We start from the raw sequence: 20,327 nt of genomic DNA on the forward strand, positions 1-20,327 counted from the left end.
GTGGGGAAGAAATATAGCAGCGGCTGGCGTCTTCTGAGACTTCAGCCGTTTTTGTTTGTGAGAGAAAGAAAATGAACTCTGTGGGTAGCCCTCTTTTATGGGGAAGTTTTGCTGTCTTAATTACGATTATGTTACTGCTGGATCTATCCTTACAGGGGCGTAAGAAAGAGCAGGCAATGTCATTTCGTCAAGCTGCTGTCTGGAGTGTGATCTGGATAAGTTTATCGCTCTTATTTGCATTAGGATTATGGTGGTATTGCAGAGAAACCGCAGGGGAAGCTGTTGCCAATAGTCAGACGATGGCTTTCCTTACAGGGTATTTACTTGAGAAAGCACTCGCTGTTGATAATGTGTTTGTTTGGCTGATGTTATTTAGCTATTTTGCTATTCCGGCAAATTTGCAACGTCGGGTACTCATTTACGGTGTCTTAGGCGCAATTGTGTTGCGTACCGTGATGATCTTTGCAGGGAGCTGGCTGGTTTCTCAATTCAGTTGGATACTCTATCTGTTCGGCATCTTTCTGCTGGTTACCGGTGTTAAGATGGCGTTGGCGAAAGAGGATGACTCCCCGATAGGCGATAAACCTTTTGTCCGTTGGCTAAAAGCGCATATTCGTATCACTGATAATCTTCACGGAGAACGTTTCTTTGTGGAAGAAAAAGGTTTGTTATATGCGACTCCGCTAATCCTGGTTCTGATTTTGGTTGAAATTAGTGACGTTATTTTTGCTGTAGACAGTATTCCTGCTATTTTTGCTGTGACTACAGATCCTTTTATTGTTTTAACCTCTAATCTTTTCGCTATTTTAGGATTACGTGCAATGTATTTTTTACTGGCAGGTGTGGCAGAGAAATTTACAATGCTGAAATATGGTTTATCAGTCATTCTGGTATTTATCGGTATTAAGATGTTAATAATGGATTTTTATCATATTCCTATGGGGATTTCTCTGGGAACTGTAGCGAGTATTTTGACAATAACAATGATTATTAATGTTTGGGTAAATAAACACAAAACTAAAGAGATTCAGTAATTAGATAACTATTTTTTAACAGATAACCATATCTTTCTTGAACGGGAAGATATGGTTTCTTATTGTCTTAAATTGCTGCGAAATGGTTAAACATAAAAACAAATAATTGTGTTTTGTAAATGTGTAAATTGCCGTTTTGATCACACAAATGTGAATGTATTGTTAATAAGTGCTGGCGAGGTTGTATATTTTAACTATCGCAGCTTTTCACTACTCTTGGTTTCCCTATACTGAGGAAACAAACACAAAAATATAGACTTAACAGAACTGTTAATAAAATGGATCAGCTATGGAAAAACAAAAACGTGGCTTCGTGTATTACCTTGTACAAGGGAGCCTGGTTAAACAAATTTTGGTAGGTTTAATTGCAGGGATACTGTTAGCGTGGTTGACGCCTTCGGTTGCCAAATCAGTCAGTTTGCTTGGGACGTTGTTCGTTGGCGCCTTGAAAGCGGTAGCCCCTGTATTGGTATGGATTCTGGTTATGTCTTCTATTGCTAACCATAAAGAAGGCCAGAAAACCAATATTCGTCCGATCCTTATCCTCTATGTCTTGGGTACTTTTTTTGCTGCTTTGGTTGCTGTGGCCGGTAGCTTTATGTTCCCGTTACAACTGGTGTTAGCTGTCAATGATGCTCAGATGTCTCCGCCTGAAAACATTATGGAGGTGATTAAAGGGTTACTGGTTAATATTGTCGCTAATCCAGTAAACGCGTTACTGAACGGTAATTATATCGGTATTCTTGCTTGGGCTATTGGTCTTGGGATCGCACTGCGCCATGCAACGGATTCAACTAAATCTCTAATTCATGATATGTCTGAGGCGGTTACTCAGATTGTTCGGGTGGTCATTCGTCTTGCACCGATTGGTATTTTTGGTCTGGTGTCTTCAACCATTGCAGAAACGGGATTTGGTGCCTTACTGGGATATGTTCAATTGCTGGTTGTATTACTGGGTTGTATGTTGGTTATGGCGCTCATTGTAAATCCATTGATTGTTTACTGGAAAATTCGTCGTAATCCTTATCCGCTGGTATTTGCTTGCCTGCGTGAAAGCGGCGTAACTGCATTTTTTACTCGCAGTTCGGCTGCAAATATTCCGGTGAATATGGCGATGTGCCGCCGTATGAATCTGCATGAAGATACTTATTCAGTTTCTATCCCGTTGGGAGCTACCATCAATATGGAGGGCGCTGCGGTGACTATTACGGTATTGACTTTAGCCGCGGTCAATACGCTAGGTATATCGGTTGATTTGCCTACAGCATTTCTACTGAGTGTGGTTGCTGCAATTTGTGCCTGTGGTGCTTCTGGTGTGGCAGGAGGATCATTATTGTTGATCCCTTTAGCGTGTAGCATGTTTGGGATTTCCAATGAGATGGCTATGCAGGTTGTCGCAGTCGGTTTGATCATTGGTGTATTACAAGATTCCGCGGAAACGAGTCTGAACTCTTCTACCGATGTATTGTTCACTGCCGCTGTTTGTCAGGCTGAGGATGACCGTCTGTCATCGGATCAGCTAACTCAACGTAATTAATTGATTAAAGTATTCAGGCTTTAAAAAATTAGGTAAGAGCGAGTAAAATGTCCGCGCCAGGAATGGCGCGGCTTGAGGATTTACTTTGTTTTTACGACTTGTCTGTGACCGCTATTATTTATCATCAAATTTTAAGACCCAACCGAGTACCTTGATCGATAGCCCGTCGAGCATCCAATTCGGCAGCAACATCTGCCCCGCCAATAAGATGCACAGTTTTTCCTGCTTGCTGTAACGGTTGATACAATTCTCTCAGTGGCTCTTGTCCTGCACAAATGATGATGTTATCTACGGCAAGACAGCTCTGTTCCCCATTGCAACTAATATGTAGTCCTTGATCATCTATTTTTAAATATTGCATGTTGTTTAGCATTTTTACGCCGCGTAGGTGTAGATTGGTTCTGTGTATCCAACCTGTTGTTTTACCTAGTCCTTCACCAACCTTCGTTGGCTTACGTTGCAATAAATAAATTTTCCGGGGAGAAGCTTCTGGTTTGGGGCCTTGAGGGGATAAACCACCACGGTGTGTCAGATTATGGTCAATACCCCACTCTTCACTGAAAGCGGTACTATCAAGGCTAGAACTTTTTCCTGGTTGACTCAAATATTCTGCGGTATCAAAGCCGATGCCGCCTGCGCCAATGATAGCTACACGTTGACCGACATTTTTCTTATCCCTTAATACATCTAGGTAGCTCAGTACCTTTTCGTGATGGATACCCTCGATCGTGAGTTGGCGAGGCGCAATGCCGCTGGCGATAATCACCTCATCAAAATCAGAAAGCGCTTCTGTTGTTGCGGTCTGGTTCAACCGTACATCAACATGATGGATTGCCAACTGACGTTGAAAATAACGCAGTGTTTCATGAAATTCTTCTTTACCAGGGATCTGTTTGGCAATATTAAATTGTCCGCCAACCTGTCCGTCACGTTCAAACAGAGTGACATGATGACCACGACTGGCCGCGGTCACGGCGAATGACAATCCGGCAGGTCCGGCGCCGACAACCGCCAATTTTTTAGGCATAGTAACAGGTTCGGCGGCCATTTCTGTTTCGTGGCAGGCGCGAGGATTAACTAAACAAGAGGCTATTTCACCGACAAAAATCTGATCCAGACAGGCCTGATTACAGCCAATACAAGTGTTAATCTCATCGGCCCGTCCCTGTTGGGCCTTCATAACAAATTCAGCATCGGCCAGAAAAGGTCGTGCCATAGAAACCATATCGGCACAACCTTGTGCTAGCACTTGCTCTGCAATGTTGGGATCATTAATTCTGTTTGTTGTGATCAATGGGATAGAAACTTTGCCCATTAGCTTTTGCGTTACCCAACTGAATCCGGCACGGGGAACCATAGTGGCAATTGTTGGAATCCGAGCCTCATGCCAGCCGATACCGGTATTGATAATAGATGCTCCCGCTTGCTCAATGGCAACAGCGAGTTGCTCGATTTCCTGCCAATTAGATCCCTCTTCTACTAAATCCAGCATTGAAAGCCGGTAGATTAGAATAAATTCTCGTCCAGTTGCTTGGCGGACAGCTTTAACAACCTCCACGGCAAAGCGCATGCGATTTTCAAAACTTCCGCCCCATTTATCTTGGCGGTGGTTGGTACGAGCAGTCAGGAACTGATTAATCAGATAACCTTCAGAACCCATAATTTCTACGCCATCATAGCCGGCTTGCTGTGCCAGTTGTGCGCAGTGAGCGAAATCAGTAATGGTTTGCTGGATGTCCTCTTCTGTCATTTCACGGGGCATGAATGGATTAATCGGTGCTTGAATAGCTGTGGGGGCGACAAGGTGTGGTTGATAGCTGTAACGGCCGGTATGTAAGATTTGCATGGCGATTTTTCCACCAGCCTGATGAACTGCATCTGTAATAATTTTATGGTGAATAAGATCTTTTTCATCTACCAGAAATGCAGTGCCTTTTCCTATAACACCTTGTTTATTTGGTGAAATTCCGCCTGTGACAATCAATGCCACTCCTCCGGCTGCCCGTTCAGCGTAAAAGCGGGCAAGTCTCTGGGCGCGATCAGGATGTTCTTCTAGTCCAGTGTGCATTGATCCCATCAAAATGCGGTTTTTCAGTGTGGTGAACCCTAGATCTAGAGGGGTCAACAGGTGAGGATAATGGCTCATTGCAATCTCCGTCGGGTGTTTGTCAATCATAACCAGATTATTATTATGTCCTAAACCACGGGACAAAACTCCAGGTGGTCGGATGAGTAATGGTTCAAATTTAGATGGAATAAGGTTAATTGGGAAAAAAATGTTAAATGAATGTGATGAAGGTCATGAAATCAGGTTCTTTCATGGGGTTAGTTAAATGCTTAAAATCGGGTTTTTCTTGGGGTTGACCTACAACGCGCCGAGACAGAACGCGCTGTAAATCAGGAGGGCATTAGACAGGTAGTCAAACAGAAAGTAAAAAAACAGACGATGAAATGGCTCAAACGTTAATTCATCGTTCTGATTTTTATCTATTGATTATGCTCGGTTGAGCAGAATATTTAACATACGGCGCAACGGTTCGGCTGCACCCCACAGTAGTTGATCGCCGACAGTGAGGACTGAATAAATCGGCTCATCGTTAAGTGACATTTTCTTATAGCGACCGACACCTACACGCAAAGAACCGCTGATAGCGGCTGGGGTCAGTTTGCTTATGCTCTCTTCTTTGTTGTTGGGCACATAGCTCACCCACGGATGCGCATTTTGCACTAGTTCAACAAATTCGGTTTCGCTGACATCGCGTTTCAGCTTCATGGTGATAGCTGCGCTATGACAGCGAATTACACCGACGCGAACACACAGACCGTTGACCTTAATAGTGCCGGGCTGGTGGCCTAGGAGCTTATTGGTTTCCACTTCTCCTTTCCATTCTTCACGACTATTGCCGTCACCGAGGTCGCTGTCAATCCAAGGAATAATGTTACCTATTAGAGGCACACCGAAAGCTTGTGTTGGTAATTCTGGGCTGCTGATCAGATTGGTAACTTTTTTTACCAGAGGTAATATTGAGCCTTTATCGGCTAGATCGTCTGTGCTCAAGTATTGGTTGATGTGTGAATTTTGTGCTATCAGTTCACGTACATACTTGGCCCCCGCACCAGAAGCGGATTGGTAGGTCATCAAGCTCATCCATTCGATTAAATCAGCTTTTATGAGACCGGCTAGTCCCATAAGGCTCAGTGTAATAGAACAGTTTCCACCGACGAAAAGTTTGGTGCCTTTGCTAACTTCATAATCGATTTGGCTACGGTTGACTGGATCGAGAATGATGCAGGAGTCTTTATCCATACGTAGTGCCGAGGCAGCATCAACCCAATAGCCTTTCCAACCACTGGCCTTGAGAGCAGGATAAATTGCCTTAGTATAATCGCTGCCTTGACAGGTAATAATTATGTCCATTTCCGTCAATGCGTTGATTGCATTGGCGTCTTTGAGTTGATAAGTAATGCCATCAATGGTAGGACCGGAGGAGCCAGCATTCGATGTACTATAAAAGTGAGGAGCAATGCCTTGAAAATCGTTTTCTTCCAGCATGCGTTGTAACAAAACAGAGCCCACCATTCCCCGCCAGCCAATTAAACCGACTTTTTTTATCATATCTTACCTGTATTAAGTTGTAGCATTGTTAATCGTTTGTTATACATCGGCGATGGGGTAATGTCATTAAAGATTACCGAGCATTGATAATTTGTGGATAAATTTTCTCAACAATAATATGGGCCATAATCGATTTCAGTCGCTCACTTTACCGGATAATCCGTAGCATGGCTTTTATGCTCTTACCAGAGGAGAATATAACTGATTTGGCAAGGCGATTTGTTTACCCAGTTTTAGTATTTTTTTCTGAATAATGTGAGAGCCACTTGAGATATTAAAAGTACGGGTTTTGCTTTAATAGGGAATTGATTTTCCATATATTAACTTAATTCCGGTTTTGACTCCGGAATAGGGTGAACTCCTCTATTCTGATTTAATTTATAACTCGGTGGTTATTATGAAAAAACAGATGATTGAATGGGTAACTTTGGCGGGAAAAGGGGTGACTTTAGAACCTCTGACACACCAACGGCATGATGAGTTTTTACAGGCAATCGAAGAGGGTGAACTGCATAAATTGTGGTACACCAGTGTCCCTTCGCCAGCTGAGCTAGGTAACGAGATTGAACGCCATTTATTGCTACATGAAAAAGGTACTATGCTGCCTTTTGCTATTGTTGATCATCGAACAGGTAAAGCGGTTGGAATGACCACGTATATGAATATTGATTCTGGTGCCCGCCGGTTGGAAATCGGTTATACCTGGTATGCACGTTCTGTTCAGCGGACACATATTAATACGGAAGCAAAATATCTCTTATTGAAATACGCTTTTGAAGAACTGGGATGTATCGCAGTGGAGTTTCGCACTCATTTTTTTAATCATCAGAGTCGGAAGGCGATAGAGCGACTGGGCGCAAAACTTGATGGGATTTTGCGTAGTCATGCTGTATCTAAAGATGGCAGTATCAGGGATACTTGTGTTTACAGTATTATCAGTTGTGAATGGCCTGCGGTTAAAATGCATCTTGAATGGCAGATGGTTAAACCGAGGTAAGAGTCATCGCAAAATTAGGCCGTCCTGTGAAAGGGAGCGGCCTGATATCTGATTTAATTTGAAAGTAGGGAATGCAGCATGCCATTGTCCAGTTCATCTAGTAATTGATAACGGCGACGATATTCCGCCCGCTTTTTACTGGCTATATCTTCAAGAGGTTTTCTTTCAATAGATAATGGCAGGTGGAAATCTTTATTTTTTACCTTTGCTCCACCCAGTGATTCCCAGAAAGAATCGTAATCAGCGACTAATTTATCTTTCTTTTTATGCCAATAGCGTAGGCTTTTATAGATATGGGTATCGTTGCTGGCTGCCAGAATTTGCTGACATTTAAAGTGGGCAGCAAAGCGGCAAATAGATTCAATCAGTAAGCGTTTTGGAAATAATCCATAACAATCTTTCGTTGCATCGCGGATAATGTCAAGGGTTGCATCGCCTTTGGAGCCTTGCAGCCCACCGATGAACAGTGTTTTTTTACCGGCAATAGTGAGTAATGTGAAAGCACATCTCGCCAAAGTTTTATTATCTTCTGTTGCAATAAATAGAGTAAGCTCACCTTCTTTATTAAAACAGTCCATAGAATCTAAAAAAATAGTATAAGTTCCACTCTTACCATTGATAACCGCTAATGGATATGCATTGGAACGAAATATTTTATTAACAATAGACTGGTTTAGCCCAGTAAATAACAGTTGGTAATGTTCATTTATTGCGCGTAATGTCTGCCCTCTGTTGAAGTTAATGCTCAGATAGGGGCGATGCAGTTTAGAAGGTAAACAAGGTTGTTTCTTCAAAATATCCAGATAAAACGGTGTATTAACTATCTGGTTTAATAGTTTTAACGTCGATATTGGCATCAGGGCGCTACGTAAAGCAAATTTAGTGCGATTCTGTGCAGAATACCAATGGGGACTCGGGCTGATTTTTTTTTCCGACTAAATCTGTGAACAGTCGAATTCCTGAACTGGCAGGTTGATACATATATTCCATTTCTTTATCTAGTTCTAAAAATACGGGAGGAAAGATGAATTGCAAGTGTTGAGTATACTCCCCTAGTATTAAACAAAACTTCAACGGATGTTTATTTTTGTTTTTTTAAGATAAAAAATCAACAGTTGTTTAATGAATGTTTAGTTATTGAGGAGATTTTTTCTTGTTTGTTTATTATTCGTTGAGTTTTCTGTGATGTTTTCTGTTGTAAAAGCACATCTAAAAAAATGAGAGAAGCGGCTATGACTTTGGTGTCATGAGCTGTAACAAATTTAGCAGGTGAGTATTGGTGATAAATGATTAATATTGGATATATTCTTTTTTGAATCCGTTTAATTAAAATATTAATAATTATTATATTAATCTGTTTTTTTAATTAATATCAAAATGGAATGGATGAAATATTTTTATTTTATGATGCGTGTCATATTTTTATGATGAATTTCTTATTCTTATAAATTTAATTTGGTACTTGCAGAATATGGATTATGTTTTATTGTTAATTAAAGTTTGTGATTCTATGTTATTCAATACACACAAAGGCTATTAATAATGGATGAAATACTTGTTCTTGTTGATAAATATGACAATCCCATTGGTTCAGCGGGAAAAGCTGATATTCACCAGAAGGGGATATTACATCGTGCCTTTTCTATCTTTATCTTTGATAATAAAGGAAATTTACTCCTACAGAAGCGAGCAGCAACCAAATATCATTCAGCCGGACTTTGGACTAATAGCTGCTGTGGTCATCCTAGGGTTGGTGAGGCTCTGGAAGCCGCTGCGCGCCGGCGTCTTGGTGAAGAGATGGGTTTTGACTGTCCATTGAAAAAGGTTTCGTCATTTATTTATCACGCGATACTGCCTAATGATTTGATTGAGTATGAATATGATCATGTTTTTATTGGGCGTTTTGATAAAGAACCGATAATTAATCCTGATGAGGTGTCCGATTACAAATGGGTTAATCCACTGAAATTGAGGGAGCTAATTAATAATGCTCCTGATGTATATACGGTGTGGTTTAAAAAAATCATTGATGGCCTTTCGTATCAAGATATTGAGGAGTGGCAAAGACTGATCTGATAGTAATGTAATTTATCGGTAATCACGACATTGAATTAATTAGATATGAATATCTAATTAAAATTTACCAATACGCCGCAAATCCTGACAAATAAGGTTGCGGCACCCATTTAAAACCATTTAATAAGGAAAACCTCATGAGTAACTTTAATAATGTGTTGTACACGGATGTTGAGTCTGCTCCGCCTTATCACATCATTCGGGGGGAAAACACCAACGACTACGAAAACAAAGTGGTACAGGCTTATTGCGAAGATCCTGAACGTTGGCGTAAAGCGATTGGTGATACGCTGTTATTCCAGTCTGGTGTTTACGATGATCCTGCCTCAAGGCCACCTATTTCGTTGGGTGAAGCAGGTATTCGTTATTTTGATCGTCAACTGCTGTTAGCTGGTTTAGAGGCAAGGATCGAGAGGCCAGCAGTTCGGCGAATACTGGATATCGGTTGTGGCTGGGGTTATATCCTGAAATATTTGGCTGAATATTTTCCTGAATGCGCGTGCTTGGATGGAGTAAATATCAGCGATCAACAGTTGAGGTATTGTGCCAAGTTTCATGCAGAACATGGATTGGCTGAACGTATTAATCTGTACCTGTGTAATGCGCAGGATATTGATCTGTTGCCTGATCCACAGGAACTTTATGACCTGGTGATTATCCGTGGTGTTATTTCACATTTTCCTAACTCATTGTATGAGAAGGCCATGAACGCGCTGTTCAAACGTGTGCGGGTTGGTGGTCGGGTAATTATTTCTGACAACCTCTATAATGTGGAACTGGATAGCTATAAATCGGATATTCCCGACATCATCGATCGCCTTGCCTGTCGTAATCGTAAAACACCTGCCTATTTCAGACAAGTGCTGGAGAGAAGTGGTTTCCTTATCAAGGATATGAGGGTGTTGCCGTCCAATATTGATACAGCGCATTGGTTTCTGGATATCAAGGCTAACATCGAACGGAACTTTCCTGAAGGTGTGAGTGGTACTTTGGAGGAGCTGCGTGTGATGGCTGAAAATTTTTCGATCGCGCTGGTGAAAAACTATGTGTCGGTTTATAGCGTTATCGCACAAAAACCATAGCAAGTAGCTTTGTTTTCTTAGTTGAAGAGTGGGGCTGCTAAAACCTTTGTTGCTGTTTTGTTGTCACTGACGGTTAGAAATAAAATCTATGGCCCCTTTTTTACGGAGTAGCTTGATTAGATCGCGCCAGCATTGATGGCGCGATAGAAATCTCCAACTGAAAAATTTCCAATAAATTTCGGTTTTTGGGCCTTATACACCTGTGGTTTGGGTAGGAAGCCAGTGAATCAGTGTCATGACCTTGATGTTAGAGATGCTGGATGTGGTTAAAGTACTGGCGGAACAGACTGCCGCCTATACGCACCACAACACAGGTACGCCGAAGAACGCCAGCGCGATAAGGAACACGGCTTATAAATCGGATGAGCTGAAACAGAAGTATTCTCCTGTGATTGGCTAGATTGATTGGCTTCTCTTCGGTAAGGTTTATTTTTACCTTTTCTATATAGTAAACAAAAATGTTGACATGGTAAGCATAAATGTTTACTGTGTTTATATGTTCAACAGAATGGAGGAGTGGTGAAGCAAAGCGAGTTTAGACGGTGGCTGGAAGCTCAAGGCGTCGAAGTTTCAAATGGGACAAACCATCTGAAACTGAGATATCAGGGGAAACGAAGCATTATGCCGAGGCACCCTAGCCAAGAGATCAAAGAGCCGCTGAGGAAAGCAATCATTAAGCAATTAGGATTGTGATAAAAACCCGCCTCTCAAGGGGCGGGTTCTCGCACAAGTTCACCATTAAAAATATGCGATATCCAGTCACACTAGAGCTAGTCGAAGAGGGCGGTTATTTCGTCTCGTTCCCGGATATCCCCGAAGCTTTAACCCAGGGGGATACACGGGAAGAGGCGCTAGAGATGGCACTCGATGCGCTAATAACTGCCTTTGAATTTTACTTCGAAGATAATGAAAAAATCCCGCTTCCTGGCCCCGTAGGACAGGATTATGTTGATGTGCCCTTAAGCGTGGCCTCTAAGGTGCTTATGCTCAATGCGTTTCTTGATTCCAAATTAACGCAAATTGAATTAGCCAACCGTATGGGGGTGAAAAAGCAGGAAGTGACCCGTATCTTTGATTTACGGCACTCAACTAAAATTGATACGGTGGGTAAGGTCGCATCGGCTATCGGACATCAGTTAACTTTGTCCATTGAATGAAAATCACCATTAATTAACAGGCTGCGTTAATACGTGGCCTTTTTTATATCCTAATAAACTGCAACCAGATGCACACAGCACTGTTATCAATCAAACCAATACGTACCAGGTTAATAATGTGCGTACTAGGTTAATAATGCGGTATCAATCAACGCTACGGGTTCGTGTTCTGATGGTCTGAAATACAATTATCTCGCCCGCAACATGCGGGCTTTTTTATACTTTCATAGAGCTTGAATACAATTCTGATATTAAAGGAATGGGTAATAAGTGTAATAAAAAACTGATAATTCAGCGTGTTATATTAGCTTAGTGATTTAAAAGTTGTCGTTACTTTTTTGGATATAGAAATAACTTATGTGATATCAGAATTGTTTGGTAAATCATTTCGGACGGTTCGTTTGATAGGCTGCTTATTTTCGTCAAAATACCGGCTAGGCCATATCTCAGCAGGGGTAGTACCGGAGAACATCCAATCCGGCGAGGCATAGCCTCCCCTGCCTGAACCGCCATAGAAAAAGCGATAACAGGCACACTGGTAAGAAAACAACCTTACCAGTGGGATGTTCGTTCAAGGCTGCGACCCCCTGACCATCGGATTTTGCCGATGGCAGCGATACTTTAACCGATTGTATTATCTGACTCAAGAATCAAATAAACACCCTGGTGGCGGTTTGTCTCACTGCGCTTATGACGAAATAAGTGAACTTATGGCGAAAACGGCGCTACACCGCACCCGCCTGCACGCTTTGGGTCAAAAAATTTTTTCAGTTTTAAAATCCTACAAGGCAAACTGCCAAACCGCGCCAGCACTGGCGGAGTGGGAGAAATCACAAACTGAAATGATTGAAAAGATTTTTAGGAAATTTCAGTTTGTAGATTTAGGAAGGAGCACAGCAGAAAGGTTAATTCAATGATAGTAATGGAATATTTCTATTTTACGTAAGAAGTAAGATCACGAAGATAAGCCGAAGGAAATTGCAAAACACAGTACTAGCGTGGTCTCGTGGCTATTAGAAAATTGAAATCGACTAAGTTAAGTAAATATATTTTCATTGGCAGAAAATTTTTTTCGCGTTTGGTTCGTTCGGTCAAAAAATAATCTTCCTTGTGTATGAACAATGGTACAACAGGGACATAAAAATTTTCTCAGGGGACAAAAAGGGGGCACTGGCTAAAAGACATAAAAAAACCACTCTTGCTTGAGTGGTCTATCTATCTGTTTTCACAGCTAAAATCTGGTGGCCCCTACTGGACTTGAACCAGTGACCAAGCGATTATGAGAGCATAGAACTACGTTTTAAAACAACTAGATACAGCGAAAACCGCGGCTCACAACGTACTATTTCGCAAAAGTTAGAAAAACATCGAATACGCATGAAAACTTTCACGTCCCTTTTACGTCTCATAACTAAGCATTACCACAACACAGTTTCAAGCTGTCTTGCGGTAATTCTTTGTTCGTTACTTCGGCACTTCCGGCCACTTCACATCAGGCGCTTGACTCACATCTGTATGAGTCAGTAGCACTCTGTATTTTCTCCACTCAAGAAGAGACTCGCGTGTTTCATCTGTAGCCATCTCTAAGTCAACAGAATCTTGCAGTAATGAGATTGTGTAATTTGCTTGCTGTAACAGTGTTGCTTGTTTCTGTTTTGCTTCGTTGATTTGATGAGCTTTGAGTAAGTCTTTATCAACTACCCATTGTGTGCCATCCCATTTATCAAAATCAGTCGGTGGTTTCTTGAATGTCAGCGTATTCGGCAATTCCCCAATTTCAGATATCTCAATCGGGTCACGAGTCAGCGTGTCGTAAGCGATTTTTCCGCGATAGTCCGGGAGGATTTCCCAGCACTTGCCGTCTACACTACGACACACAGCCACATCGTGAGATTTAGGTAGCTCTGGCGCGTCAGGATAAGCGCCTGCTGACAAACTGACGCCAAGCATCACATACTCAATATCAGAGTTTGTGAATTCTCTCGTTATCTGATTAGAGTGATAAACCTTAATCCAGCCCGCTTGAATCGCTAACCCGTCTTTACCTAGCACGGCTGTTTCATGTTCTAAAGAGTATTTCTGTTCTGTCATTATGCTGCTCTCACTATGTAATTGAATGCGACGTTGCGGGGTCTATTTTCATTAGCTGTGGGGACGACACGAGATGCATCAAATGTAAACGATACAGAGCCGCCTCCTGCGCCTTGCGCTCTGCCGCCAGGTCGATATGTGTAACTGAATGCACCGGATGCGTCGCTGCCATTTTCTGTTGTTGGATTACCAAAATCGCCCGTAATATTTCTGATTGCGTCTCCTTGCCAGGTTCCGCACACCCGCCCCGGATCGACACCACGGCTATCATCCCAACCACGGATAAACTCGCCTCTTAAATCAGGTACTCTACCGGCAGGATAAGCTTCTGCTAACTTTGGGTAGCGAGATTTGTCAAATGTTTGACCGTTGCACGTAAAATAACCTGCGGGTGTATAACGGGATGGATATGGAATAGGAACGCCGACTGGGACATTAACAATACCGCCATTTACACTTCCATTGGTGTTCAAGAAATATGCGTATAACTCACCCTCCGGTGATATATATATTTGTCCGACATCACCACCCACCACACCGATGTTAATACCTTTCGTCCATCCTGCGTTCCCGGACCCGCCCCAAGCCCCAACATAACTACGTGTCGGGATACTCTCAAAATAAGTCACTCCCGGAAAAGCCCCCACATCCCCCGCATTCAAACTGACATCCCCGGTCAACGCCTTGCCGTTAATTTTCCGGCTGTTCGGTACCGCATTATTCGCCCTCTCCACCGTTTCCACCAACCCGAGGTTTTTCACAAACTCACTTTTGTTAGGGATGTCGGCACCGTTTTGGGATTTGGCGAGCTTGGTGTTGGCATTATTATTCACATCAGTAACTAACTTCTGAGTGGCTGCAAGGGTATTACTGTTACCTGTTTTGTCTGTGAGTTGGGTGATGCCTTTTTCTGAGATAGTGGCATCCCGCACTTCCGGCAATGCATTTTTAATTGCTAATGCCAAATTACTTTTCAGTGCGTCGATATTTCCATTGTCCAGAACATCATTACCCGATTCCTTTGCGATAAAATCAGCAAGAATATGCGTAATAATAGATGACTGACGCCACGCTTTATTTAATTCACGAGATTTAGCAACACCGGCGCTAAATCCGTTAACACGCGCTGCTAATGCTGCGTATTCTTCATTTGATAATACATTAGCACCCTCAGCTATGCCGAAAGTTAAAAATTCATTCTTAGCCATTTATTTACTCTTAATTTAATAGAATGGGCCAACCGCCAGTATCAAATCCGGCGATATATTTACTATCTGAATCGAAACCAAAAATAACCCCTCTGTTTTCTGAGTTGGTATAATTATTAACCCTTACCGCGCCCGGTTTAATATTTAAATACCCCTGCTGAATGACTGCTTTGACAACTTCTGGCACAACTCCGCCTGTAACATAAACATCCATGCTCATATCTTGGTTATCGACGAAGAATATTAATACTGACTCATCGGGAATAACTCCCTGATAAATCTCCGCAAGCATTTCATTTGTACCATCCCAGTGATTGGCTCTTATTTTAGAACGCAATATAGTTCGGTAAGTTTCATCATCCAGTTCAGTAAAGCCGGAATCAGAATCATATTGTCGCTTCCAGCTTCCTTCATCTAATCCAACCCCTTCTGTATCAAGTGCGAAATACACGCCAACGATAGGTGTTTTGACATAACGTGAAAGCCCGATCCATTCACCCACCGCATCTAACTGAACCCCAACCGCCTCATCAATTGAGAATTGGGTATTCAAAAAACCTGCAACAGTAGCAATATTAGACAGTGGCCGGGTAATTAAATCGATGTGGGTAACAAATTTATTTGCCGTTCTGTGCTGAGGGGTAATAAGTGATAAATAATCTCTCATTGTCACCTCGCGATTAGCTTAATATGCTCTGGCTTACATGTAACCGCTTCATCAAATGTCACAATTAAATTGCTCGGTGATACATCATCTTCGGATCTGCCGATTTGTATTTCGAAAATATCATAAGTTAAACCCTCTTCATCACGTAAATTAGCGGGAGAAAATAAACGACTTAAATAAACGTTATCACCAATTAACTGAGCGTCGATATAACTTGCAATTGCGGCCCGGATTCTATCACCGACTAATGTTGTATATCCCTCAAATGCCGTCAAAGTTATTTCAACGAAGACAGGAACGTCTTTAGGTCGTGAAAAATGAATCGGATGCAGAATGCCATAACTATCCGCTACCTTAATTTCAGTATCGCCAAATGTACCCGCTCCCGGTCCTTTTTTGGTTTCGATGGTTTGGGCGATTAACTTAGCGTCACCACCGTCCACAATCATTGCTATAGAATGAGGCGGAATGCCGTTGTTGTCAGTGACATTAGTATCATTCTCAAACCCTCGCCGACGAACAACGCCCGGGATTAAACTGATTGCTCCTTGTATCCCGTCTAACACTGTCCGAGACGGTAGAGCAACAGATTTCCGTTGCCGTTCACGCAATGCTGTATCCGACTCAATCGGCTGTCCGGGCGTAGCGGCTGAAGGATTTATCACACTTTGCCAGCCCTGCGTTGGCGTGCCGATAATCGAAACATCTCCAATTAACGCAGTGACATTGCCTTTAGTCTGGCATGTAGCGGTAGCGATAACAAAGCCGTGTATCCCAATAGATACGGTACTTGGTAAACTCCAGCTATAGCCGTTGATATCTCGCACGATACCGTTTTTCACAACAGTGCCGACTGTGCCGACTAACTTAACGTCAACTGTTGAATATGTGGATTTATGCCGGGTTATCCCGTTGATCCTTACATTGTTAGACAATGCGGCACCGGTTGCGGATGCTGGACTGAACGAGTTGTAAGCAGCCATCACAGCATTATTCGCGTCATGTATCGCTAGCGCATAAATTGCTAGCATCTGTCCGTCTTTACTATCGGGTTCCAAATAAGCATCAGTGCCATAGATTTGACGGGCAAACTCAGTGAGTTTATTCAGAATGGTCTGGTAATCAGGCGCACTGATGCCCGAAGCTGTCACAGTTGCGGCCAGCCCCAAAGTGTCAAGATTTAACATTATGCCTCGCTTGTTACCGTTATTTGGCCGTAAAGCGTATCGATAGTGGCGGTGAAGGTGAGGCGGCGTGTCGTGCCGTCATTGCGTGTATCAAATGAAAGAATTGACTTAACACCCTTGGTCTTTAATATCCGGTCACGAACAGCAAGAATATAAACATCAGATCGCCGCTTTCCCAAAACAGACTGTACGTAAGGGGTGCCCTCTTTCATATCCAGAAACCAGTCACCACGCCACAAAGCAAGCCGGGTTTTTACTGCTTGGGCTACAGCTTCGGGGGAATTCGTCAGGAAAGTATTATCCCCCTGGCCGAAACTGTAATCACCATCAGGATCATCACGTCGATATCTCACTGGGGACCTCCTGTCTTGCTGCCACCTGATTGCACGCCACTATGAACATGATTTTTAAGGCTTACGCCACCGGCTGTCACATCATTATTCACGGTGACAGGGCCTTGCATCGTTGCCGTTCCGCCACCAGCGCCCATGCCCTGTGATAAGTTGCCGTTAATGGTGACGTTGCCATTCAGGATGATTTCAGGTGAAGTGATTTCGGTACCACCTTTTGCAGTCGCGATAAGTTTTGCCGGTGTGATAACCGTGATGTTATGACTGCCGGGATCAAGTTCGATATATGCTGCGCCGTCATCACTTCTCAGTTGCGCGGTGTGAGTGCTGATACCTGATATTCTCTTTGACTGAGATTGTGGACCGACAATAGCAAAAGCATCAGATAAGCTGTGCTGTCGGTCATCTGCCGATTCTTGTACCCCGCCAGATTGCCACCAGAAATCAATGCAGCGATCAGCAAATACCACCAGGCATTCATCACCGGCTCTCACCGGGAAGGTTAACGTCACACCACCACCCCTTGGGAAGATAACCGGCACATCCACCAGCAACGGCAAGGATACCGATGTAGTTTCCCCCTTAGAATCAGCAATACCGCTTTTAATTGCAGGCTGAACAACACACGTTACCGCCTCAGCATTAAAGGATTGAATAATGCCGGGTATCGCTACTCTAAGCTGAGAAGAGAGAGAATGATTTATCGCTTTCAGGGTTTCGGATAAATCGCCGGTTCTGGATTCTGTTGATACGGGCATTGTGAAAACTCCATAAAAAAAAACTGCCGAAGCGGGTTATGAATTCATTTCTTCATAAAACTGATCATCAATGTAACCACCCCAAAATTCCACTCCGTCTTTTTTTATAAAAATGCAATCTTCCCCACAAGGATGACGCGCATCAATACGTATCGCGTTCCTAGGGACTTTATGCTTTTTCATTAAATAGGAAACTTCGGATGGAAAATTATTTGAGGCATCACAACTGATATAATCGGCACCAATCTGTCTTATTTCTTGCTTTGTCAACTTAACCAATGGGGGACCTCGCAATAAAAAAAACCGCAGTTAAGCGGTTTAGTAAATAATAGGATTGTTAAATTAAATCCAGTGAAATCCTTTAGCCATTAAACCAGCTAATCCAAGAGCCACGGCAATTATCGCACCAAATAACAAGCGGAAGTCTGAACGTGCGTCTTTTCTCATTTCTCGTACGTCAGTTTTTACTTCGTCTATAGATTTTTTGATATGCTCAACGTCTGATTCGAGACGAGCTACACGAGCTTCCAACATATCTCCACCTCCACCATCTCCGCTACCCTGTTTGAATGATGAACCATTATCAAGTGAATGTCTACTTGGTGGCGTATCGGTATATGACCACCGGCCATCAGAAAATCGCATGCCATCAATGACAGAATTTTCACTACCCATTGTGCGCCTCCGATGAAACCATTCTAAAGTAGGCTTCTGATTTATGAATAGTCCCGTCAGGCGTATCAGCGCGAGCTATAGAACATTTTATTACATAAATCCCAGCATTTATCACCCTAATCGAAACCGAAGCGCTCAAAAAACCCGGCACGTCTGTTGGTTCTGCATCGGGATCATTAGCGGTTACTGATACCTTTGCGGGTATATCTTCTGTCCGACCATGTAGAATTGTTGTGCCGTTGCTGTCAGTAATATCGATAGAAATTAGATAGTCTTTAGATTGGTGAAGCCCAACAAAAGCGGCAGCAATAATGATTTTCGTTTCAACGGGCAACGCTGGACATCGAAAATTAAGGATCGGTTCTTCCCTATCTCTGGCATCTTTTGTGGCGGGAAAAATGAAAGCTATTTTCTCTGAACTCATTCAGACCTCTTGTGTGTTCTTGCTGATGTTTCACATCTGATTAATCCGCAATTTTCTTACAAGGAAACGAGCCGATGATCTTCGGTGCGTCCATCGCGTTTTGCAGTAACTGGACGTTCAGCCACGCTTTGCCGTTACGCTTAATGAATTGAAAGCCATACATGTTGCCGTCACGGGCGGGCATAAGGCCCATGTCTGTTTTAGTGTTGGCATAATCACCTTGTTCTTTAATAAAGGCGATTTTTTGGGATGTGACCTTTTCCCCATTCACTCGGATCATTCCATCATTATCATTTACAGATATATGATAACCAGAACATTGAAATGCTGCATTTGCTGTAGATACTGCTCCCGTAAGAGCAACCATAGTTAATATTAAAGTATTTAATTTCATTGCAATTAATTCGTTTTATTGAGATTAGAAGATGACCACAAATCAGCCGCCCCGCGTGCCTCACACATCATTTCTTGATACCACGCATTACCCCTCGTGTCACCAGTATACATAATGCCCCTGACGATATATACACCGTCCGTCGCTATACTCGCTGGAGGATTAGACACGCCGCTGACGTAAAGGTTCCCGTTATCATTTTCATCGGTTAACCGCCCACCAGACATTTGTATGTCCGAATTAGGTAGGGATGTTCTATATACCGAGCCTTCGTCTAACTGAATTAATCCATTTACCCGGATATTCGGATTAATTAAGCACTTCACATTAACACCCGCCCCAATTGTCTGCTGAGGCATACCAATTAACCCGGTCCGGCTGTTTAACACCACGACATTGTGCACAGCCATTTCATCCGTCAGCATCTCCACTTTACCGTCTACAAATTGCCATTTGGCCTTACATTGCTGCGCGATATTGTCTAATACATATCGCGTCTTTTCGAAAAACATTTTTCCGCGAGGAAAGACAGTATCCGGCATTTTGGGTTTTGCCCCTGCGGTAATACCGTATGGCTCCAGACTACGTAAAGCAAGGTTATAGACATCATTCAGAGTATACCCTGCCGCTAAGGTTTGATTGATGAAAGCATTAATAAAGGCTTCGTTACCGTCACACGCCTGAATAAGCGTATACGTATCAGTGGGATTATCACGACCCGTCATCGTATAACGAATATCTCCGCTAAAGATTTCACCATAGTTTTTGCCGTCACGCTGTCCAGTGGTTCCCGGCTCAACAGTGCGGGCTTTGCCGACTTCGCTCTCAGGAACGGTGGGTGTTATTCCGTCATAGCCAACAATAACTTTTATCTTCGAAAATTCGCTACCCAGTATCCGATTGCTGGTATCTTTTGACAGATTGTAAATCTTTAACGTTGCAACGCGCGGATTACTAATAGTGAACCACTCGATATTAAAGGTCACTTTAAAATCTGACAAAACTATCCCTTTTCCGTGATCATCCAATAGCATTAATTCAAAGTGACGTAACCAATTCTGACTCATATTTTTA

At 42.7% G+C, this 20,327-nt stretch carries 23 protein-coding genes; 9 read left to right on the forward strand and 14 right to left on the reverse strand.

The genetic code is table 11. The features are described 5' to 3' along the window. The first annotated feature begins 71 nt into the window (after positions 1 to 71). Entirely contained in the window at positions 72 to 1,034 is a 963-nt protein-coding gene (locus C6H66_RS14550) for a TerC family protein (RefSeq protein WP_105395933.1), read from the forward strand. Between the two features lie 289 nt (positions 1,035 to 1,323). Continuing rightward, positions 1,324 to 2,571 (forward strand): serine/threonine transporter SstT, encoded by a 1,248-nt coding sequence (sstT, locus tag C6H66_RS14555; RefSeq protein ID WP_036808629.1) that lies wholly within the window; start codon positions 1,324 to 1,326, stop codon positions 2,569 to 2,571. Between the two features lie 124 nt (positions 2,572 to 2,695). Here sstT and C6H66_RS14560 read toward each other — a convergent pair whose 3' ends face one another. Together C6H66_RS14560 and asd are read right to left on the reverse strand one after the other, a co-directional pair. After that, positions 2,696 to 4,717 (reverse strand): oxidoreductase, encoded by a 2,022-nt coding sequence (locus C6H66_RS14560; RefSeq protein ID WP_105395934.1) that lies wholly within the window; start codon positions 4,715 to 4,717, stop codon positions 2,696 to 2,698. Positions 4,718 to 5,065: 348 nt separating this feature from the next. Next, on the reverse strand, positions 5,066 to 6,184 hold the full coding sequence (gene asd, locus C6H66_RS14565; RefSeq protein ID WP_046397022.1) for an aspartate-semialdehyde dehydrogenase: 1,119 nt from the start codon (positions 6,182 to 6,184) through the stop codon (positions 5,066 to 5,068). Positions 6,185 to 6,584: 400 nt separating this feature from the next. Between asd and C6H66_RS14570 the strand changes: the two genes are divergently transcribed. Next, entirely contained in the window at positions 6,585 to 7,184 is a 600-nt protein-coding gene (locus C6H66_RS14570; RefSeq protein ID WP_036808631.1) for a GNAT family N-acetyltransferase, read from the forward strand. A 53-nt stretch (positions 7,185 to 7,237) separates the two neighbouring features. On the opposite strand, the gene C6H66_RS14575 is transcribed toward C6H66_RS14570, so the two are convergent. Continuing rightward, complete coding sequence (locus C6H66_RS14575) at positions 7,238 to 8,041, reverse strand: VirK/YbjX family protein (protein ID WP_248000679.1); 804 nt, start codon at positions 8,039 to 8,041, stop codon at positions 7,238 to 7,240. A 685-nt stretch (positions 8,042 to 8,726) separates the two neighbouring features. On the opposite strand from C6H66_RS14575, the gene idi reads away from it, so the two are divergent. The 6 genes from idi (at position 8,727) to C6H66_RS25995 (ending at position 12,416) form a co-directional block, all read left to right on the forward strand. Then, positions 8,727 to 9,260 (forward strand): isopentenyl-diphosphate Delta-isomerase, encoded by a 534-nt coding sequence (gene idi / locus C6H66_RS14580; protein ID WP_105395935.1) that lies wholly within the window; start codon positions 8,727 to 8,729, stop codon positions 9,258 to 9,260. Between the two features lie 137 nt (positions 9,261 to 9,397). Next, complete coding sequence (locus tag C6H66_RS14585; protein ID WP_105395936.1) at positions 9,398 to 10,342, forward strand: SAM-dependent methyltransferase; 945 nt, start codon at positions 9,398 to 9,400, stop codon at positions 10,340 to 10,342. Positions 10,343 to 10,577: 235 nt separating this feature from the next. Beyond that, entirely contained in the window at positions 10,578 to 10,742 is a 165-nt protein-coding gene (locus C6H66_RS25990; RefSeq protein ID WP_181150214.1) for a hypothetical protein, read from the forward strand. A gap of 119 nt (positions 10,743 to 10,861) precedes the next feature. Next, positions 10,862 to 11,035, forward strand: a complete 174-nt coding sequence (locus C6H66_RS14590; protein WP_011147672.1) for a type II toxin-antitoxin system HicA family toxin — start codon at positions 10,862 to 10,864, stop codon at positions 11,033 to 11,035. Between the two features lie 53 nt (positions 11,036 to 11,088). After that, on the forward strand, positions 11,089 to 11,499 hold the full coding sequence (locus tag C6H66_RS14595) for a type II toxin-antitoxin system HicB family antitoxin (RefSeq protein WP_105395962.1): 411 nt from the start codon (positions 11,089 to 11,091) through the stop codon (positions 11,497 to 11,499). Positions 11,500 to 12,209: 710 nt separating this feature from the next. Next, the gene (locus C6H66_RS25995; RefSeq protein ID WP_181150210.1) at positions 12,210 to 12,416 is read left to right on the forward strand and encodes a hypothetical protein; all 207 of its coding nucleotides are present in this window, start codon (positions 12,210 to 12,212) and stop codon (positions 12,414 to 12,416) included. Positions 12,417 to 12,963: 547 nt separating this feature from the next. Here the strand turns inward: C6H66_RS25995 and C6H66_RS14605 are convergent. The 11 genes from C6H66_RS14605 to C6H66_RS14655 form a co-directional block, all read right to left on the reverse strand. Next, positions 12,964 to 13,590, reverse strand: coding sequence for a tail fiber assembly protein (locus C6H66_RS14605; protein WP_105395937.1), 627 nt, complete (start codon positions 13,588 to 13,590; stop codon positions 12,964 to 12,966). After that, positions 13,590 to 14,798 carry a phage tail protein gene (locus tag C6H66_RS26820; RefSeq protein ID WP_248000680.1) on the reverse strand — a complete coding sequence of 403 codons (1,209 nt, stop codon included), beginning with the start codon at positions 14,796 to 14,798 and terminating at the stop codon, positions 13,590 to 13,592. Before C6H66_RS26820 ends, C6H66_RS14605 begins: the two co-directional genes overlap by 1 nt. Positions 14,799 to 14,808: 10 nt before the next feature. Further along, positions 14,809 to 15,465, reverse strand: coding sequence for a baseplate wedge 1 family protein (locus C6H66_RS14615; RefSeq protein ID WP_105395938.1), 657 nt, complete (start codon positions 15,463 to 15,465; stop codon positions 14,809 to 14,811). A 2-nt stretch (positions 15,466 to 15,467) separates the two neighbouring features. After that, complete coding sequence (locus tag C6H66_RS14620; RefSeq protein ID WP_181150213.1) at positions 15,468 to 16,655, reverse strand: baseplate J/gp47 family protein; 1,188 nt, start codon at positions 16,653 to 16,655, stop codon at positions 15,468 to 15,470. Then, positions 16,652 to 17,005 (reverse strand): contractile injection system sheath initiator, encoded by a 354-nt coding sequence (locus tag C6H66_RS14625; protein WP_105395940.1) that lies wholly within the window; start codon positions 17,003 to 17,005, stop codon positions 16,652 to 16,654. The genes C6H66_RS14620 and C6H66_RS14625 overlap by 4 nt, the downstream gene beginning before the upstream one ends. After that, on the reverse strand, positions 17,002 to 17,760 hold the full coding sequence (locus C6H66_RS14630; RefSeq protein ID WP_105395941.1) for a phage baseplate assembly protein V: 759 nt from the start codon (positions 17,758 to 17,760) through the stop codon (positions 17,002 to 17,004). The genes C6H66_RS14625 and C6H66_RS14630 overlap by 4 nt, the downstream gene beginning before the upstream one ends. 36 nt (positions 17,761 to 17,796) lie before the next feature. Next, a complete protein-coding gene (locus tag C6H66_RS14635; RefSeq protein ID WP_248000681.1) occupies positions 17,797 to 18,030 on the reverse strand; it encodes a hypothetical protein in 234 nt (77 codons plus the stop codon). A gap of 72 nt (positions 18,031 to 18,102) precedes the next feature. Then, entirely contained in the window at positions 18,103 to 18,435 is a 333-nt protein-coding gene (locus C6H66_RS26825; protein WP_242688781.1) for a hypothetical protein, read from the reverse strand. Next, on the reverse strand, positions 18,428 to 18,859 hold the full coding sequence (locus C6H66_RS14645) for a hypothetical protein (protein ID WP_105395942.1): 432 nt from the start codon (positions 18,857 to 18,859) through the stop codon (positions 18,428 to 18,430). The genes C6H66_RS26825 and C6H66_RS14645 overlap by 8 nt, the downstream gene beginning before the upstream one ends. A 40-nt stretch (positions 18,860 to 18,899) precedes the next feature. Beyond that, on the reverse strand, positions 18,900 to 19,253 hold the full coding sequence (locus C6H66_RS14650) for a hypothetical protein (RefSeq protein ID WP_105395943.1): 354 nt from the start codon (positions 19,251 to 19,253) through the stop codon (positions 18,900 to 18,902). A gap of 5 nt (positions 19,254 to 19,258) precedes the next feature. Next, positions 19,259 to 20,320, reverse strand: coding sequence for a baseplate hub protein (locus tag C6H66_RS14655; RefSeq protein WP_105395944.1), 1,062 nt, complete (start codon positions 20,318 to 20,320; stop codon positions 19,259 to 19,261). Between the last annotated feature and the right edge of the window lie 7 nt (positions 20,321 to 20,327).

The organism is Photorhabdus hindustanensis (assembly GCF_002968995.1).
Classification (GTDB): Bacteria; Pseudomonadota; Gammaproteobacteria; order Enterobacterales; family Enterobacteriaceae; genus Photorhabdus; species Photorhabdus akhurstii.

What these genes read in the sequence shown, in the direction of transcription:
- C6H66_RS14560 (WP_105395934.1), bottom strand. Translation starts at nt 4,717, where the DNA reads ATGAGCCATTATCCTCACCTGTTGACCCCTCTAGATCTAGGGTTCACC.
- C6H66_RS14630 (WP_105395941.1), bottom strand. Translation starts at nt 17,760, where the DNA reads ATGCCCGTATCAACAGAATCCAGAACCGGCGATTTATCCGAAACCCTG.
- C6H66_RS14595 (WP_105395962.1), top strand. Translation starts at nt 11,089, where the DNA reads ATGCGATATCCAGTCACACTAGAGCTAGTCGAAGAGGGCGGTTATTTC.
- C6H66_RS14585 (WP_105395936.1), top strand. Translation starts at nt 9,398, where the DNA reads ATGAGTAACTTTAATAATGTGTTGTACACGGATGTTGAGTCTGCTCCG.
- C6H66_RS14605 (WP_105395937.1), bottom strand. Translation starts at nt 13,590, where the DNA reads ATGACAGAACAGAAATACTCTTTAGAACATGAAACAGCCGTGCTAGGT.
- C6H66_RS25995 (WP_181150210.1), top strand. Translation starts at nt 12,210, where the DNA reads ATGGCGAAAACGGCGCTACACCGCACCCGCCTGCACGCTTTGGGTCAA.
- idi (WP_105395935.1), top strand. Translation starts at nt 8,727, where the DNA reads ATGGATGAAATACTTGTTCTTGTTGATAAATATGACAATCCCATTGGT.
- C6H66_RS26820 (WP_248000680.1), bottom strand. Translation starts at nt 14,798, where the DNA reads ATGGCTAAGAATGAATTTTTAACTTTCGGCATAGCTGAGGGTGCTAAT.
- C6H66_RS14575 (WP_248000679.1), bottom strand. Translation starts at nt 8,041, where the DNA reads ATGCCAATATCGACGTTAAAACTATTAAACCAGATAGTTAATACACCG.
- C6H66_RS14645 (WP_105395942.1), bottom strand. Translation starts at nt 18,859, where the DNA reads ATGAGTTCAGAGAAAATAGCTTTCATTTTTCCCGCCACAAAAGATGCC.
- C6H66_RS14655 (WP_105395944.1), bottom strand. Translation starts at nt 20,320, where the DNA reads ATGAGTCAGAATTGGTTACGTCACTTTGAATTAATGCTATTGGATGAT.
- C6H66_RS26825 (WP_242688781.1), bottom strand. Translation starts at nt 18,435, where the DNA reads ATGGGTAGTGAAAATTCTGTCATTGATGGCATGCGATTTTCTGATGGC.
- C6H66_RS14570 (WP_036808631.1), top strand. Translation starts at nt 6,585, where the DNA reads ATGAAAAAACAGATGATTGAATGGGTAACTTTGGCGGGAAAAGGGGTG.
- C6H66_RS14615 (WP_105395938.1), bottom strand. Translation starts at nt 15,465, where the DNA reads ATGAGAGATTATTTATCACTTATTACCCCTCAGCACAGAACGGCAAAT.
- C6H66_RS14650 (WP_105395943.1), bottom strand. Translation starts at nt 19,253, where the DNA reads ATGAAATTAAATACTTTAATATTAACTATGGTTGCTCTTACGGGAGCA.
- sstT (WP_036808629.1), top strand. Translation starts at nt 1,324, where the DNA reads ATGGAAAAACAAAAACGTGGCTTCGTGTATTACCTTGTACAAGGGAGC.
- C6H66_RS14550 (WP_105395933.1), top strand. Translation starts at nt 72, where the DNA reads ATGAACTCTGTGGGTAGCCCTCTTTTATGGGGAAGTTTTGCTGTCTTA.
- C6H66_RS25990 (WP_181150214.1), top strand. Translation starts at nt 10,578, where the DNA reads ATGACCTTGATGTTAGAGATGCTGGATGTGGTTAAAGTACTGGCGGAA.